This window comes from Thermanaeromonas toyohensis ToBE (genome assembly GCF_900176005.1).
Taxonomy (GTDB): domain Bacteria; phylum Bacillota; class DSM-521; order Neomoorellales; family Neomoorellaceae; genus Thermanaeromonas; species Thermanaeromonas toyohensis.
The window spans coordinates 1,980,735-1,995,364 of record NZ_LT838272.1 but is presented as its reverse complement, the minus strand read 5'-3'; the positions used below and the strand labels follow the sequence as shown (position 1 = coordinate 1,995,364).

Sequence of the window (14,630 nt, the reverse complement as noted above, 5' to 3'; positions counted from 1 at the left end):
GGAGTAAAGCCTTCGGACTTTAGTAATCTGTCAAGAATAGAACAGTTGTTTCTACTAGCGGCTGTCGAATTGGAATTAGAGCAAGAGGAGAAGATTAGGAAGAGCCTGGAAAGAGGGTGATAACCTAATGGCTGAACAAGCAGGAGAGGTCGTAGTAGTCATCAGGGCGGACGATGAGCAGTTAAGAAATGCGATGGCGGCTACTAAAAAGAGGGTAGACCAGGTAGTCCAGCAGATGGAGCGGCACAAAAACATCGTAATGACCGCTAAGCTGGTAGATAGGGTAAGCGGTCCATTAAGGACGATAGGGGATAAGCTCAATAGGCTCAGCGGAGTTCACACCATAATGTTTCGTGCAGTTGACCGGGTAATGGCCCCAGTTAAAAAGACTGTAGACTTGCTCACTTCGCCGCTGGCCCTACTAGGAGCTGGAGCCGGTTTTGCCGGTCTTATTGGATACCCTTTAAAGCTTGCTGGCGAGATAGAACAGGCTAATATTGCTATGGAAACCTTGCTCGGCAGCAGTGAGAAAGCCCAGGAGTTTATCGGGAACCTAGCAGATTTTGCTGCAAAAACTCCCTTTGAAATGCCTCAGCTTTTAGAAGCTTCCCGAAGATTGCTGGCCTTCGGTTTTGGTGCAGAGAAGATAATTCCGATGCTTAATGCAGCAGGTAATGCTGCTGCTGGGCTGGGACTTGGGGCTGAAGGGATTAACAGGATTATTATCGCTTTAGGGCAGATGAAGGCCAAGGCTAAAGTATCCGCTGAAGAAATGATGCAGCTTACAGAAGCAGGAGTTCCGGCTTGGGATATTCTGGCGAAAGCTATGGGCGTTACTACTGCCCAAGCTATGAAGCTGTCGGAAAAAGGGCTGATCCCCGCAGAACAGGCTATAGAAGCGCTAGTTAAAGGAATGGAAGAGCGGTTCCCTAACATGATGGAGAAGCAGTCGCGCTCACTTTTCGGACTGCTGTCCACCCTGAAAGATTACGCGAACCTAAAATTTTTCTGGGCCTTTGGAGAGGGTTTACGCCAAGCAGTAGTGCCAGCAATGCAGCGGTTCGTCGATATGCTAACGCAGAATGAAAGCGGGCTCAAGAGAGTGCAGGGGGCTCTTATGCAAGTAGGCACTACTCTTGGCAATTGGATTATCAATAGCTTTAGTAACTTCTATTCTTGGCTTGAACGACTGGCAAGTGATGAAACTTTTAGGCAGCTCGATTTTTGGGGCAAGCTCAAGTTTGTTTTGGATGAGGCCACAGCCAAGCTTAATGAGTGGTTGGCGGGCCCAGGTGGCCAGCTGTTGAGTACTGCCGGACAAATGATGGTGGAAATTATTGCTAGGGGCTTAGAAATAATGGCACCGCGTATTAGTGAGGCGGCAGTTAAGATAGGAAGTAAGATAGCTACTGGTATATTAGCCGAGTTCGGGAATAGGCTTAAAAGTAGTCCCTTTGGTGCGTTGATTATGGGAGCGCTGGGCGGGGCTGCTATAGGCAGTATAGTTCCTGGTATAGGTACTGGATTGGGAGGGCTTATTGGCGGTGGAGCCGGAATTTTAACGTATTTTGCCTCCAAGTTGTTTGGGGAGCCTCCTGAAGTTTTATATCCAGAAGCTGAATGGCCCGCAGGATATGCAAAGGGTGCACTTGTGCGTACGCCACATATAGCCGTTGTAGGGGAAGAAGGTCCAGAAGTTATCATTCCTCTCTCTGGACGACATCGAAGAAGGGCGCTAGCTTTATGGGAAGAAGCAGGGAGATTTTTAGGGGTCAAACCTTACGCTTATGGTGGGATCGTGGGTTTACCAGGGGTAGTTAGTGCAGGTAGCAATGTTAATGTATCGGTGGGCGGAATAACAGTTAATTTGACTAGTGCCGAGATTAATACCGATGAATTGGCTCTACAGATTGGTAGACAAATTGTAGCTAGAATAAAGAGGGTATTAGAAAATAGTGGGTAAGTAGCAGGATTTTGGGAAGGCTCATAGAAGTTTCCCTCTGTAATCTAAATTTAGAGGGGGCTTCTATATGGCAACTTGGTGGGGTATATGGCTTATCCTTTTTGCGATGTGTTTCGGGGCGTACATTTTTGCGGAAGGACGTGGCTGGCTAAAGATAAGAACAAAACGTGTTACTGAAGAAGAAAGGAGAAAAACATATTATGGGCTATTAGCTTTAGGATTAATAGGCCTGATGTTGATAGTTGCAGGACAGTCCCAAAAGAGCCAAGCTGCAAAATCTGGTAATATAGCATCACCGCAACAAGCTAGCGAGAGCGCTATATCGAATGGAAGCCAAGAGACAAGAGTTAACTCAGGCTCTCTAGAGCAACAAAGACAAAGCCTGGAAAATGTGCGAGGGAGTGTAACAGCAGACAAGGAAAGTACCGAGGCGCTAAAGCAGTATCTTTATGAAAACTTTGGCGGCAATGGCAATCCAAAGTATAAGACTTCCTGGTATGATTTGATATCCGATGTCCAGGTATACTCTGATGGGAAACAGCGATGGGCAGTTGTTAAAACGCCTATTTATCACGATGAAGAAGGAAAGAGACTAGCCGTTTTTATAGCTAGAGTGATTTTGTCAAACGATAAGGTTAAGTTATATAGGGCAGAAGTGGATGATAAAAATGGGCTGCCTTTGGCTATGGAGTTAAACCCCGATTAAACACGAGGCTGGTGATCTTATGGATTTTTTTTAATTGACCCAGCTGGGCCAGTATTACACTTACCGGTTAACCCTAGCGAAGTTACTATCCGTAGGGAAAAACAGTACGAAACAGTGAACATCATGAACCTCGGAGAAGTGGATTTTCCTACAGGAGAGAAGCTGAAAGAAATCAGCTTCTCTTCTTTTTTCCCCAAGCACTACGACCCAGGATACTGCCGTTACCCTGACTTGCCAGATCCACAAGAGGCCATGAATCAGCTCACGGCCTGGACTATGAGTAGAAAGCCAGTGCGTTTTCTTATAACCGATACCATTATCAACGTGCCAGTATTGGTAACGGCTCATGTTACCACATTTAAGGGCGGTGAACCCGGAGATGTTTACTTTGACCTGACCTTGAGAACCTGGCGTGAAGTGAAGGTAAGGACGGCGGCTGAAGTCACTACTCCAGCGGCTAGTTTTGCAATGGAGGTCAGACCGGATCTGAAGCCAGTACCCAAAGTGTACGAAGTCAGACCTGGCGACAGTCTCTGGAAGATAGCCAAGCTGGAGCTAGGCAGCGGGGCCAGGTGGAGGGAAATATATGAGGCCAACAAGGAGACGATAGGCCCGGATCCCAATTTGATTTATCCAGGCATGAAGCTGGTGATGCCAGTATGATTAATCCCGGGCTAAGCCGGTATGAGGTGGTACTTGACAACAAGTATTTTCTTCGGGACCTGGTAGAGAGCATAACGCTGGAGGAAAGCTTGGACGAAATAGCATACCGGGCAACGGTCAGGCTGGTAGTAACACCCGACTTCCCTGGGATAACACCAGGCCAGGAGATAAGAGTGTCCGGTATCCCATTTGGTGGTACTGAGATGGTATATCTTCTGCATCCGGGTGTGGTATGGGAAGTAGAAAGCGAAAGCCATGGTCAAAAACATATTACGGTAACGATTTACGATAAAACGATATACCTGGCAAAAAGTGAAGACGAATATATTCTCCCGGCAGGCCAGACGGCAAGCCAGCGGATTGAGCGTTACGCTGCGGACTGGAACATACCGCTTGGGAATATTGCGGATACTGGGATACCCTTAGTAAGGGCCGTTTACCGGGCGCAGTCAATTTACTCGATGATGATGGCTGATCTCAAAGAAACAGCCACCAAAGGGGGAGGCCTTTATCGGCCACGTATGACGCCTTACGGACTGGAACTGGTGCAGCTTGGTAGCAATGAGACGGTATGGGTGCTGGAGAGTGGTCAGAATGTGGAAAGTCTAGTACAACGACGGACACTGGAGGGAACAGTAACCGCAGTTAAGGTTTTGGGGACAGCAAAAAAGGCGAGAACGGAAATAGATACTAGCGGTATGACCCTAGAAGAGATAGGCCGATTGTACGGGAGTGAAGAGGATAGAGAAGATCTCCCGTCTCCAGTGCTGGCTATAGAGTACGGGGAAAATGATAAATACGGTACTCTGCAGAAGGTAATCCAGGACAGCAAAATAGAAACAGTAGCTCAAGCCATAGAAGCGGCCAGAAAAGCACTAACTGGTATGCAAGAAACGCTAACTGTTACTGCAATTGATATAAATACCATTCGAGCAGGGGATAAGGTAAGCTTAGATGGGTGGGAGTTATTAGTCACAAGCGTTAAACATGACTTGGGCTCTCCAGGGCACATGACTTTAGAACTTGCCAGCGAAGATTACGTTCGGAGGCGGTACTATTATGACTGACCCCTTTAAGCAACTGGCCTCCCTTATTGATATGCGCATATCTGAGCGTACAGCTAGGGTTATTTCCGGGCTACCCTGCGAACTCGGCACAATTACGGCTACCGGGTTGAAGCTGGATAATTTCAAGCATGAAATCCAGCATTATTACGTGGCAGATTGGTTGGTGCAGTTACATTTGCCAGCATTCTCGCTCATAGGAACAGCTACCAGCCCTGTCGACGAGCAGGGCAACCCATTAGCCGGGGCTTCTACGTCCCAGCTTACCAGGTACGACTTCCGGGCAGCTCAAATAAAGGATGTGCGGGTCAATCTTAAAGCCGGTCTTAAGCCTGGTGAGCGGGTATTAGTAGTCCCTATAAACAGGGGCCAAGAGGCAATAGTTATAGCGAGGGTGATGGCTGGTGCCTAATCTTTTCCCTACACAACAGTTAGAATCAACGCCAGATCCGCTTTTGAGCAGAGATAAAACTGCCGTGCGGTTTGGCCGCTCGTTTAAATTTGATTTCGAGGCTGGCGAATTTGTCCTTACTCCCAATGGTAAAGTGACAGAAACCCAGGATGTAGAGGCCTGGCTGGAGTGGTGCAGCAAGGCATTAAGGACGGCTCGTTATAAGTATTTAGTTTACAGCCGCAATTACGGTCAAGAATATGAGGAGCTTATAGGCAAGGGTCTAACACGGGCAGCGATTGAGAGCGAGATAAAAAGGATAACCGAGGAAACGCTCAAGGTAGACCCCAGAACAGCTGGGGTTAAAAATTTTACATTTACCTGGGACAATGGTGCAGTCTATTTTACCTGTGAAGTATCGAACGTGAGAGGAGAAATAGGACAGATTAGCGGAAGCGTGGTGATAGGCTGATGGCTACCTTGCCAGAGTACCTTACAGAGCAAACGGAGGAAAATATCCTCAAGCGGATGCTGGATAGTCTCCCGGCGGATCTGGACAAGGCAGAAGGATCTTACCTCTGGGATGCATTAGCTCCGGCTGCTATGGAGTTAGCTCAAGCAGCTATCTGGGCCCAGGAGGTTTTGCGGCGGGGTTTTGCTTCTACTACCTTCGGCCAGTACCTAGACTTGCGCTGTGAAGAACATGGGATTACACGGAAGCCAGCGGTAAAGGCCACCGGGCAAGTAAAGTTTACTGGCCTGGCGGGAACAGTGGTTCCGGCTGGAACTAGAGTAGCTACACCGGCAGATCCGACTACTGGAACTCCTTCGATAGAATTTGTCACCACGGCCTCAGTTACACTGGACAGTACTGGAACGGGATATGCGCCTATAGAGGCAGTAAAAGCTGGCGCTTCTGGCAACGTAGCAGCTGGCGCTATTAGCATTTTGGTCACACCAGTAAGCGGGGTTTCGGCAGTAACTAACCCTTCCGCTACCTCAGGAGGCTTAGACCAGGAGGATGATGCTTCACTCCTGGCTCGCTTTCTGCAGCGGGTGCGGTCTCCATCAGCTGGAGGAAATAAGGCCGATTACGTGAACTGGGCTATGGAGGTAACAGGAGTGGGAGGTGTTTCAGTAGTACCGGTACGGGACGGCCCTGGTACAGTGAGCATAGCGGTTATAAACACGAATAAAGAACCGGCCGACCAGGCCTTGGTGGACGCAGTCCAGAATTATATAGCCCCGCCCTGGGTGAACGAAATCGAAGCAGAAAACATGACCCTGGGCGGCTACGGTACCAGCATAGATACTACGCTGACCGACGACACCGGCGACAGCGTAAAAATGGTCTATGACGCTTCCGGGCCCGGGACTATTACGCACTCTAGTTTGCACACTCTCCTCCAACAGCCCGGCATCTGGCAGGCCCGGGTACGAATAAAGGTGGACAATAATGCTGGAACAGCGGATCTCCTTCAGGTGGGAATATGGAACGTCTCAGCAGCGGCCTGGGCGAAGACCAGACCAGGTGGAACAATAGACGCCGTGATAACTCTTAAGGCCAGTGACTTAGCTACTGCCTTCGATGACAAAATTGTAGAGTTCTACTGGAACGGCCAAGATCAATTAGAACTGCGAATAACCCGCCTTACCACGGATACCACGACAATAGTTTGGGTGGATCGAGCGGTTTACCGCAGTACTTTTTCTAAGGACACCGGCGAGGGTAAGGCTCCTATTGGGGCAAGAGTGACTGTAGAACCAGCCACGGCGGTACTGATAAACATTTCGGCTACGCTTACGATAGCTCCAGGCTATAATGCCGACAGCGTTAAGAGTGCAGTGGTGGAAAACCTGAAATCATATATCCGCAGTCTGGCTTTTGCAGATGATAACGACGTGCGCTATGCCAGGATAGGAACGGTAATCCTCGACACTCCTGGCGTATTAGACTACTCAAACTTACTCGTGAACGGCGGTACGTCCAACATAGCTATTGGCCCGCAGGAAGTGGCTGTTCTCGGAACTGTGACCCTGACGTAGGAGGATGATTAAATGGCAGATTATGAAATAACCAGCACGCGAGGCAAAGAAATGCTGACGTACCTTCCCCGATATTACGAAACAAGCCGAGTAATGAAAGCCATCCTACAGGCCCAGGGTAGTGAGTTCGACAAGTTAAGGCAGGCCTTAGACGAAGTTCTCAACCAGTTTTTCGTTAGCACTGCCACGTGGGGGCTAGAAAGGTGGGAAAAGGAGCTAGGCTTGCCTCCTGCGGAAGACCAACCTGAGTCCGAGCGGCGGGATAGAATTATCTCCAGGCTACGCGGGTACGGTACGGCTACTATTTACGTGGTCAAAAAAGTGGCAGAAAGCTATGACAAGGGAGCTGTTGATGTAATTGAAGACTTTGAGGGTTATACCGTAACGATTCGTTTCGTGGATACTACGGGAGTGCCGCCTAACCTGGAGGATTTGAAGGCAGCGGTACGGGCAGTGGTCCCGGCACACCTGGATTTGAAATACGAGTTCAACTACTTTATTTGGGACGAGTGGGATGCCAAGAACGAGACCTGGGACGCGTTCGATAGCCTTGCTCTCACTTGGGATCAATTGGAGGTGAGGTCGTAAATGCCTACTTATTCCCCAAGACTTAATATCCCCAAACCGCTGGGCAACGAAACGGTAAGCCGAGCGGCGTTTAACACCATCTACGACACCATCGACGCTAACGCTGCCACCCGCAAGGAGCCAGAGGTTCTAGCGCAGGATATTTTCGCCTCCGGCTTCGTTGTAAGCGGCATGGTGCCCTCCAAGAACGCCACCGTAGCAAACCAATTGGATGTGACCGCTGGGGCCTGCTACGTCCAGCAGCCTGATGGCGGCTTACGGCGCTTCACCCCGGCAGCGGCGAGCTTCACCACTTCTCTCGCCAGTACGACTTATTATCTTGACTTCCAGCCGGACGGTACCTATTCCTGGGGCACGGCTCACTCTACCCAAACGGGTTACCTACCCATTGCGGAGGTTACTACCGATTCGGCTGGCAATATTGCCACGGTGGCCGATAAAAGGCCCTTGGTGCCAGGAATAGGAAAAGTAAATGCGGATCTGCTCCGTGGCCGGAATCTGGTAGCGGAGCATGATGCGCATTTGGCCGAAAAAGCGTCATCTACGGTACTTGGGCACGTGAAGCAGGGTGATGGAGTAAATATAGATTCCAATGGTGTGTTGAGTGCGAATGTTCTTAGCGTAGCCGGTAAGACGGGTAACGTAGTCCTTACCAAAGCCGATGTTGGGCTGGATCAAGTTGATAATATGAGCGCAACTGCTATACGTACTGATACTACCAAGGAGCTAAGGGTGGAGGTAGTATCGGCTTACCCGACTGGTTACCAAGGGAGAATAATCTTCCATACTGGTGAGGGTAAGTTTAAAGGATACACAGGGAGTGGCTGGGTTTGACCTTTTAGGCGGGGCACAGATTAAATCTATACAACGAGTAAACGTTCAAATTACGTCGTCGGGAAGTTATACTGCATCCATTACTGCCGTCGATTTAGGAAAAACATTTTTAGTTATTCATCCATACCTTAAGGTGGCTTCGGAAGGATACTATGGCATAAGAGTATATTTAAGCAATTCAACTACTTTAGTATATGAAGGTTTCTCTTATCAATCAGCTTATGTATATATTCTAGAGTTCGCTAGCGGTATCAGTGTCCAAAGGGGTACTGGACAGATTCCGGCCGGTGCTACGTCTGCAAACATTGCGATAGCAGCTGTAGATCCTACTAAATCCTTCGTGACACTATCAGGTAAACTAGTTTATGCTGGCAGTTCTTATTATGGTTCACAATATATGGGTTACGCTTACCTTACTAGTAGCACAAACCTCCTCATTTCTAGAAGCGACTCAACTAATGCTTACGATTTTGCGTGGGAAGTAGTAACTCTTGTATAGGTAGACTTAAAGCGCAGCAAGGCCACCTCTACTAATAAGAGGATTGACAACCGCTGGAAGGGTAAAGTATAAATTTGCTAGAAGCCCTCAGGAGGTGGTCAAAGTGGAGCTCTTAGGCAAGCTCCTTATGAACCACCGCCGACCCGGCCGCGCTTAATAAATTGAGAGTACAGCGCCCCAAGAGCGTTGTGGTGCAAAGCGAAAAATGAGCCAACGGCGGTGCCAGACGGCCTATTTAGTGAGGGCCGAGCCTCACTTATGCATCTGGCTTAAACAGGGGTAAAGGGGCGATGGGGCTTGTGGCACCCCCACTCGGCAGAATTGCCACAGATACGGCGAGCAGCAACTGCTGCTCGTTATTGTTTATATTGCAGAATAACTAACGGGCTTCATTTGCCGCCGGTGAGCGGCTTTATTATTTTTGAAGGAGGAATGCCACATGTATAAAGACGTAACCCCCGACCGCTGGAGTCGAGTGAGCATCGAAGCCGTGAGCAAGGCGGGCTTAATGTCCGGCTACCCTGACGGCACTTTTCAACCAGAGAAGCCCCTCACCCGAGAGGAAATGGCTTCCATTCTTCATCGCTGGATGTTTCGCAATGGCCTTTTTGATGATATTCTTCCTGCCGTAATGCCTTCCATAGTAATGGTGCACACCGGAACCAACTTAGGCAGTGGGGCCTGTATCGCTAATGACCAAGAGGGAAGCTATATCATCACCAATAACCATGTAGTAGGACTGAATACCACGTTTACCCTTATGAAAGAAAATAGCGAGAACTTTCCTGGGGAGATAGTCGTCGCTGACCAGCATAATGATTTAGCCCTCATCAAAACTGCCAAAACCTTGCCTCCGCTGAAGCTGGCAGAACAAGACCCGGCCTTGGGTGAGCCTGTAGCTGTTATCGGTGCTCCTGCTGGCCTGATAGAGAGCGTAACCGTAGGGATAATAAGCAACCTAAGTCGCCAGGGAGGAAAGTGGCTGCAATTAGATGCCCCCATAAACCCCGGCAACAGTGGAGGCCCGGTGATAAACGAGCGTGGAGAAATAGTCGGCATTGCAGTAGCTAAAATCGTAGGAGAAGCTTTTGAGGGGCTGGGTTATGCCATCAAACTGCAAGTCGTAAAAGATTTCTTGGCACGTGTAGCAGATAAAATTCGATGAGAAGGAGGTAGCAGAAATGGAGAACATAGGGAGTTACGTTAAATGGACTATTGCAACAATAGGCGGCCTGCTCACGGGTCTGCTGGGGGGCTGGGACGTGGCATTAAAGGTGCTGGTACTTTTCGTTGTGCTGGACTACATTACCGGCCTGACGGCGGCCTGGTATGAGAAAAGGCTAAACTCCGACGTAGGCTTGAAGGGCATTGCGAAGAAAATACTCCTTTTTGTGCCGGTGGCTGTAGGTTACTGGCTGGATATTGCTTTGGGGACAGAAGTGCTCCGAAGTCTAGCCATTTTCTTCTATATCGCTAACGAAGGACTCTCAATATTAGAAAACCTCTCTAGGGCTGGAGTGGCTGTCCCTGCCCCCCTAAAGGCAGCCTTGGAGCAGCTAAAGGAAAAGCAGGGGGGTGCCGCCCAAGATGACGGTAGCACTGGGGCCTGAACCCGTAGCTATGGCCTCCCGCACTCCAGAGAGCATACGCTATATCGTATTGCACCATTCTGCTACCGAAGAGGGCAATGTTGAGATCTTCCGCCGAGAGCACGTTGAAGTAAACGGTTGGGCCGACATAGGGTACCATTTTGTAATCTGCAATGGGCGTGGTGGGGCAGATGGAGAAGTACAAACGGGGCGGGATATTCTCAAAACAGGTGCTCATGCTCCTGGTAGAAATCAGGATAGTGTAGGTATCTGCCTCGTGGGTGACTTTACTAAGACCAAGCCCACTTCTGCACAGATTCTCTCTTTGTACGGCTTGATAAAGTCTCTAATGCGGCAGTACCCTATCACGCCGGAACGGATATTAGGCCATAACGAAGTGAATGCCACTGCCTGCCCTGGGTGCTTGGATGTAGCGACCATACGTAGCACTATAGCGCAAGGGAAGTTCCCGAAGGACTATGAAGGGCATTGGGCGGAGGCAACAATCAAAAAAGTGCTAGAACTCGGCCTCATACACGGCTACCCGGATGGAAGTTTTCGCCCCGACCAGCCCGCTACCAGGGCAGAGTTGGCGGCGGCCTTGCTCAATCTATACCAAAAGCTGAAAGGATGAGCTAAATGGGGTATGCCCGGTATGCTTATCGGAGTGGGAAGGGGAAGGGGCCTGTCTAGACTGCCTGCTAGACCAGGCCCTAGCGGAGGTGGCGGTAGGTGCTAGTGCGGATGAAGGTTAGCCGCGACCTCTATTATGCCGGCGAGCTCGTCACCGTGGATGAGAACACCGCCCAGGAGTGGAACTCTGTCGGCCTGGCCGAGCCAGCCAGGTGCGAAGAGTGCGGCGGCCAGCTGGAGGATGCGGGGTGCGCGGTGTATTGTCCAGAGTGCGGGTTGCGGCGTTGGAAGTAGACAAAGCCCCTGGCCTGCGGGTTGACCGCGGGTCCGGGGGCTTTGGTGTTTTATAATACTAACAATCTACTTTTCTTGAGTTTTAGGCTGCATTTTCCCTAATATATCTTCATATTTAAAACCAACTGAAATGGGTTCACGTCCTTCACTAATAGCTCGTTCATATTCTTCATTTGTACATATAAGGACACAATCTTTTTTTAGTGCTACAACACGGCGTATTAATTCTTTGTTACCAAAAACCCGGACTAAAACAAAATCTCCTGGCTGCATTGTATCACCTCCAACCATATTTTATCTACGGCAAACGCATTTACAAAAAATAGTCTCAAACAATCCGAGAGTATCGCATACCGTATTGACAAAATACGGTTCGATGCCTTATACTGTAACCAAAGCAAGAAAATAATAGCATTGATGCTATAGTTATGGGGAGGTGAATACTAATGAAGCATGACGAACAAATTACAGTACCTTATGTTCCCTTCCGAACCTTTCTAACTGCAATTGAAAGTCTTGAACAAGGCTTACCTAGTAGAATTGACCGTTCTGTATGGCCTAGCTTTTCCGGAGCTACTCAGAATCAGCTTTTGCATGCCTTTAGATTCCTGGGACTAATCGACAAAGACGGTTATACTCAACCTATTCTTGAAAAACTCGTGGAAGATAAAGAAAACAGAAAAACTATTTTAAAGGAATTGCTTATGAATTCTTATTCGGAAGTTCTTAAAGCAATTGACTTGATGAAAGTATCACCTATGCAACTAGAGGAGACTATTCGGAAATATGGCGTCAAGGGTTCTACCCTTCAAAAAGCAATTAGCTTCCTATTGCAAGCTTGCCAGTATTCTGGAATAGCGCTTGGCCCGTTACTCAATAACAAAACACGTTCAATTAGCAGTAGTTCTCGGCGCAAGAAAACGTTTAAGGTTCGTGAGAATATATCAAATTCGGACGTGGTTATTTCGGATAAGAGCATGAAAAGCTACCAAATCGCTAACGACGAAGTATTCGGACAAGGTACTTCTAAAACCATTGAACTAAAAAGTGGAGGCAAGTTAACCTTAATAGCTTCTTTGAATGTTTTTGAGATGACAAAAGAAGACAGAGAGTTTGTTTTTAGCCTAATCGATAAATTACAGGAATATGAAAGGAAGCTAACTGCAGAGCCAGAGCAGCAGCAAATGAGCCAGTTTAGTAAAAACACTATGTTCTGAAGGGAGGCAGATATCCATGTTTAGGGCGGGCAAAAAATTACCAGGCACTTAAAATGCCTGGCCGCTTTGCCCTAGGAGGCCTAGGGGTGGCCTCAAAGGCAGCTAACATCGTGTGTCGGCTATGGTACTCGGAGAAAGAAGACAACCTACCACGAGTATCATAACACGTTGTTGGCGCCTTTGGCAAGGTGGTAAAACCCCTGAAGGGGGGTAATTCCGCCATGCCAAAAGGCAAAAATGGGGCTTACGCCAAGTACTACATTATTTTTCGCGCTTGGATTACCGTAAATGGGCGAAAAATCTGGGCGCACGATTACGGGTACAAGGCGTGGCCAATTAAAATTCCCATTAATTAGTTTAACCCGCTAAATGAGAAGATATACCCCGCATTGTGCCGACCAATGCGGGGTATAGTTTTCGGAAGAATGTTGTGGTGCTTGATTAGGTGTTATGTTGCGGGTTCTATTTTGGGTAGCAGGAATATTTAATTAGCCGTCGAATATAACCACCGTCCACATTATCCACTAGCTGCCCGGCTCGTCGCTGGGCTTTTTGCTTTATCTGTTTGTGTACTATGGATTTAGGCAACGATTGGGCAACGGTTTTCCCTGATAGGACCACGGCAATAAAAAACTAGGAGCCGCAAACTCTTGCGACTCCTAGTTTTCTTGGTGCGCCAGGTAGGATTCGAACCCACGACCAACTGATTAAGAGTCAGCTGCTCTACCAGCTGAGCTACTGGCGCACGTAAAACGTGGCGCGCCCGGCAGGATTCGAACCTGCGACCTCCGGACTCGGATTCCGTTACTCTATCCGCCTGAGCTACGGGCGCTCCTTCAACGCATTAAAGATTATATCTGAATAATTTTTGAGAGTCAAGCTTGAAATGGCTCTATGTCAATAGTTGTGGGATCAGATTTTGGGGGCAACATCCTAGGAAGATTTTTTTGATGAAATGAATGCGATTTCTGAAGCCGAAACTTAAGCGTTTAAGCATTTTGCTTAAGGTATTTTTACCTTCTATATAGCCATTAGTGTACCGGCGACCTTGCTGGGTATATCTTACCAGGTTTAATATTTCTGACCTCCAAGACTTGATAGTACGGGCCCATATCCGTCCCTCTGCATTTTCAGCGCATTCTGCATTTATAAACCAACGGCTCAAAGCAGCTTTTGCCTCTTCTACCCGGTCCATCCTTAGAATTTGCCTTAAGTCTTCCTTTAGCTGGTATAATTCATAGAGGGACGGGTATTTATCTTTAATTTTTTCTAATGCCTCTTGCTGTCTGGGAGTAAGTCTCTCTTTAGCTTTAATCAAAGGAAACCGGGGTATCTTCTCTTTGCTCGCTTCTTGCTCTATCCTTCTTGCCTCATCTAAACGACGGTTAGCATCCTGGATCACATGAAAAGGGTCTACTATTATCTTGGCTGAAGGAAATATTGCTTTGATTAACTTACGCCAAGAGTCTTTCATGTCAATTACTACCGCCTCTACTTTGACCCCAGCTTTCTTGAGCTCTTCTAGGTAAGCCTTTATAGTTGCCGTCCTCACATCCTCTAAAATAGTCAAAGGCCTCTTGTCCGGTTCCAACCTCCCTACCATGCATACAAAATCGTTCCCAGTAAAGGATAGCTCATCTAAGGTTAACACTATAGGTTCTTGAGTATCATCAAAAGGAAGATTAGGCTGGACATACTTGTCCACTAATCTTATAACCCTAGTGGGGGTAAGGTTTAACATTTGAGCCGCATAAGTAAAGCTCATCCTCTGGGCATAATAAACTACTGTCTGCACCCCTAATTTTGTAAATCTGGCCCAGGGGTTGGTACCCGGAGGACGAAGGGTATAAGTCTTACCACAACGGTAACACTTATACCGTACGGGAACCCAGGACAGAATAACCCATCTCCCATATAAGAAAGCATGATGAATTCTTCTTTCTTTTGGCTTCTGGTTTTCCTTTAAGAAGCCATGCCTGTGTAATTTGCCTTCGTTGCATACAGGACATACCTCTGGAGGGTCTACGGTTACCTTTAACACAATATCTCCTGGGTCTTGGGGTTCTTCTAAAATGGGCTGTAGTATTTTCTCAAAATTCTCTTGCTCTTCGAGGGTGAACGTGTTAATCTTGTGCATGGGGGC

17 protein-coding genes and 2 tRNA genes are annotated in these 14,630 nt (G+C 48.1%); 15 read left to right on the top strand and 4 right to left on the bottom strand.

Going from position 1 to position 14,630, the window contains the following annotated elements:
* Positions 1 to 127: 127 nt before the first annotated feature.
* From B9A14_RS10300 to B9A14_RS10235, 14 genes are all read left to right on the top strand, one after another.
* Positions 128 to 1,963, top strand: a complete 1,836-nt coding sequence (locus B9A14_RS10300) for a tape measure protein (RefSeq protein ID WP_084665615.1) — start codon at positions 128 to 130, stop codon at positions 1,961 to 1,963.
* 67 nt (positions 1,964 to 2,030) lie between these two features.
* Complete coding sequence (locus B9A14_RS10295; RefSeq protein WP_084665614.1) at positions 2,031 to 2,669, top strand: hypothetical protein; 639 nt, start codon at positions 2,031 to 2,033, stop codon at positions 2,667 to 2,669.
* A gap of 123 nt (positions 2,670 to 2,792) precedes the next feature.
* Positions 2,793 to 3,332 (top strand): LysM peptidoglycan-binding domain-containing protein, encoded by a 540-nt coding sequence (locus B9A14_RS10290; protein WP_084665613.1) that lies wholly within the window; start codon positions 2,793 to 2,795, stop codon positions 3,330 to 3,332.
* Positions 3,329 to 4,399 carry an XkdQ/YqbQ family protein gene (locus B9A14_RS10285; RefSeq protein WP_084665612.1) on the top strand — a complete coding sequence of 357 codons (1,071 nt, stop codon included), beginning with the start codon at positions 3,329 to 3,331 and terminating at the stop codon, positions 4,397 to 4,399. Before B9A14_RS10290 ends, B9A14_RS10285 begins: the two co-directional genes overlap by 4 nt.
* Positions 4,392 to 4,808: a hypothetical protein gene (locus tag B9A14_RS10280; RefSeq protein WP_084665611.1), complete on the top strand. Its 417-nt coding sequence runs from the start codon at positions 4,392 to 4,394 to the stop codon at positions 4,806 to 4,808. Before B9A14_RS10285 ends, B9A14_RS10280 begins: the two co-directional genes overlap by 8 nt.
* A 43-nt stretch (positions 4,809 to 4,851) precedes the next feature.
* Positions 4,852 to 5,259, top strand: a complete 408-nt coding sequence (locus B9A14_RS10275) for a DUF2634 domain-containing protein (RefSeq protein WP_231967697.1) — start codon at positions 4,852 to 4,854, stop codon at positions 5,257 to 5,259.
* Positions 5,259 to 6,833 carry a baseplate J/gp47 family protein gene (locus B9A14_RS10270; RefSeq protein ID WP_084665609.1) on the top strand — a complete coding sequence of 525 codons (1,575 nt, stop codon included), beginning with the start codon at positions 5,259 to 5,261 and terminating at the stop codon, positions 6,831 to 6,833. The genes B9A14_RS10275 and B9A14_RS10270 overlap by 1 nt, the downstream gene beginning before the upstream one ends.
* A 12-nt stretch (positions 6,834 to 6,845) precedes the next feature.
* Positions 6,846 to 7,421 carry a YmfQ family protein gene (locus B9A14_RS10265; protein WP_084665608.1) on the top strand — a complete coding sequence of 192 codons (576 nt, stop codon included), beginning with the start codon at positions 6,846 to 6,848 and terminating at the stop codon, positions 7,419 to 7,421.
* Positions 7,422 to 8,255, top strand: a complete 834-nt coding sequence (locus tag B9A14_RS10260; protein ID WP_084665607.1) for a hypothetical protein — start codon at positions 7,422 to 7,424, stop codon at positions 8,253 to 8,255.
* On the top strand, positions 8,242 to 8,754 hold the full coding sequence (locus B9A14_RS10255) for a hypothetical protein (RefSeq protein WP_084665606.1): 513 nt from the start codon (positions 8,242 to 8,244) through the stop codon (positions 8,752 to 8,754). The genes B9A14_RS10260 and B9A14_RS10255 overlap by 14 nt, the downstream gene beginning before the upstream one ends.
* A 439-nt stretch (positions 8,755 to 9,193) precedes the next feature.
* Entirely contained in the window at positions 9,194 to 9,919 is a 726-nt protein-coding gene (locus tag B9A14_RS10250; protein ID WP_084665605.1) for a trypsin-like peptidase domain-containing protein, read from the top strand.
* 16 nt (positions 9,920 to 9,935) lie between these two features.
* The gene (locus tag B9A14_RS10245) at positions 9,936 to 10,364 is read left to right on the top strand and encodes a phage holin family protein (RefSeq protein ID WP_084665604.1); all 429 of its coding nucleotides are present in this window, start codon (positions 9,936 to 9,938) and stop codon (positions 10,362 to 10,364) included.
* Positions 10,342 to 10,977: an N-acetylmuramoyl-L-alanine amidase gene (locus tag B9A14_RS17750; RefSeq protein ID WP_084665603.1), complete on the top strand. Its 636-nt coding sequence runs from the start codon at positions 10,342 to 10,344 to the stop codon at positions 10,975 to 10,977. Before B9A14_RS10245 ends, B9A14_RS17750 begins: the two co-directional genes overlap by 23 nt.
* Positions 10,978 to 11,132: 155 nt before the next feature.
* Positions 11,133 to 11,270 carry a hypothetical protein gene (locus tag B9A14_RS10235; RefSeq protein ID WP_157109919.1) on the top strand — a complete coding sequence of 46 codons (138 nt, stop codon included), beginning with the start codon at positions 11,133 to 11,135 and terminating at the stop codon, positions 11,268 to 11,270.
* Between the two features lie 66 nt (positions 11,271 to 11,336).
* Here B9A14_RS10235 and B9A14_RS10230 read toward each other — a convergent pair whose 3' ends face one another.
* Positions 11,337 to 11,543 (bottom strand): hypothetical protein, encoded by a 207-nt coding sequence (locus B9A14_RS10230; RefSeq protein WP_084665601.1) that lies wholly within the window; start codon positions 11,541 to 11,543, stop codon positions 11,337 to 11,339.
* Between the two features lie 173 nt (positions 11,544 to 11,716).
* Between B9A14_RS10230 and B9A14_RS10225 the strand changes: the two genes are divergently transcribed.
* Positions 11,717 to 12,487: a DUF5343 domain-containing protein gene (locus tag B9A14_RS10225; protein WP_084665600.1), complete on the top strand. Its 771-nt coding sequence runs from the start codon at positions 11,717 to 11,719 to the stop codon at positions 12,485 to 12,487.
* 669 nt (positions 12,488 to 13,156) lie between these two features.
* Here B9A14_RS10225 and B9A14_RS10220 read toward each other — a convergent pair.
* The 3 genes from B9A14_RS10220 to B9A14_RS10210 all read right to left on the bottom strand — a co-directional run bounded on the left by B9A14_RS10220 (position 13,157) and on the right by B9A14_RS10210 (position 14,624).
* A tRNA-Lys gene (locus B9A14_RS10220) sits at positions 13,157 to 13,232 on the bottom strand.
* Positions 13,233 to 13,242: 10 nt separating this feature from the next.
* Positions 13,243 to 13,319 (bottom strand) — tRNA-Arg (locus B9A14_RS10215).
* 60 nt (positions 13,320 to 13,379) lie between these two features.
* A complete protein-coding gene (locus tag B9A14_RS10210) occupies positions 13,380 to 14,624 on the bottom strand; it encodes an ISL3 family transposase (RefSeq protein WP_084665599.1) in 1,245 nt (414 codons plus the stop codon).
* Positions 14,625 to 14,630: the final 6 nt, after the last annotated feature.

Excerpts from the sequence above, each read along its gene's own strand:
- B9A14_RS10225 (WP_084665600.1), top strand. The coding sequence starts at position 11,717 with ATGAAGCATGACGAACAAATTACAGTACCTTATGTTCCCTTCCGAACC.
- B9A14_RS10280 (WP_084665611.1), top strand. The coding sequence starts at position 4,392 with ATGACTGACCCCTTTAAGCAACTGGCCTCCCTTATTGATATGCGCATA.
- B9A14_RS10210 (WP_084665599.1), bottom strand. The coding sequence starts at position 14,624 with ATGCACAAGATTAACACGTTCACCCTCGAAGAGCAAGAGAATTTTGAG.
- B9A14_RS10230 (WP_084665601.1), bottom strand. The coding sequence starts at position 11,543 with ATGCAGCCAGGAGATTTTGTTTTAGTCCGGGTTTTTGGTAACAAAGAA.
- B9A14_RS10300 (WP_084665615.1), top strand. The coding sequence starts at position 128 with ATGGCTGAACAAGCAGGAGAGGTCGTAGTAGTCATCAGGGCGGACGAT.
- B9A14_RS10295 (WP_084665614.1), top strand. The coding sequence starts at position 2,031 with ATGGCAACTTGGTGGGGTATATGGCTTATCCTTTTTGCGATGTGTTTC.
- B9A14_RS10270 (WP_084665609.1), top strand. The coding sequence starts at position 5,259 with ATGGCTACCTTGCCAGAGTACCTTACAGAGCAAACGGAGGAAAATATC.
- B9A14_RS10290 (WP_084665613.1), top strand. The coding sequence starts at position 2,793 with ATGAACCTCGGAGAAGTGGATTTTCCTACAGGAGAGAAGCTGAAAGAA.
- B9A14_RS17750 (WP_084665603.1), top strand. The coding sequence starts at position 10,342 with ATGACGGTAGCACTGGGGCCTGAACCCGTAGCTATGGCCTCCCGCACT.
- B9A14_RS10245 (WP_084665604.1), top strand. The coding sequence starts at position 9,936 with ATGGAGAACATAGGGAGTTACGTTAAATGGACTATTGCAACAATAGGC.
- B9A14_RS10260 (WP_084665607.1), top strand. The coding sequence starts at position 7,422 with ATGCCTACTTATTCCCCAAGACTTAATATCCCCAAACCGCTGGGCAAC.
- B9A14_RS10285 (WP_084665612.1), top strand. The coding sequence starts at position 3,329 with ATGATTAATCCCGGGCTAAGCCGGTATGAGGTGGTACTTGACAACAAG.
- B9A14_RS10250 (WP_084665605.1), top strand. The coding sequence starts at position 9,194 with ATGTATAAAGACGTAACCCCCGACCGCTGGAGTCGAGTGAGCATCGAA.
- B9A14_RS10265 (WP_084665608.1), top strand. The coding sequence starts at position 6,846 with ATGGCAGATTATGAAATAACCAGCACGCGAGGCAAAGAAATGCTGACG.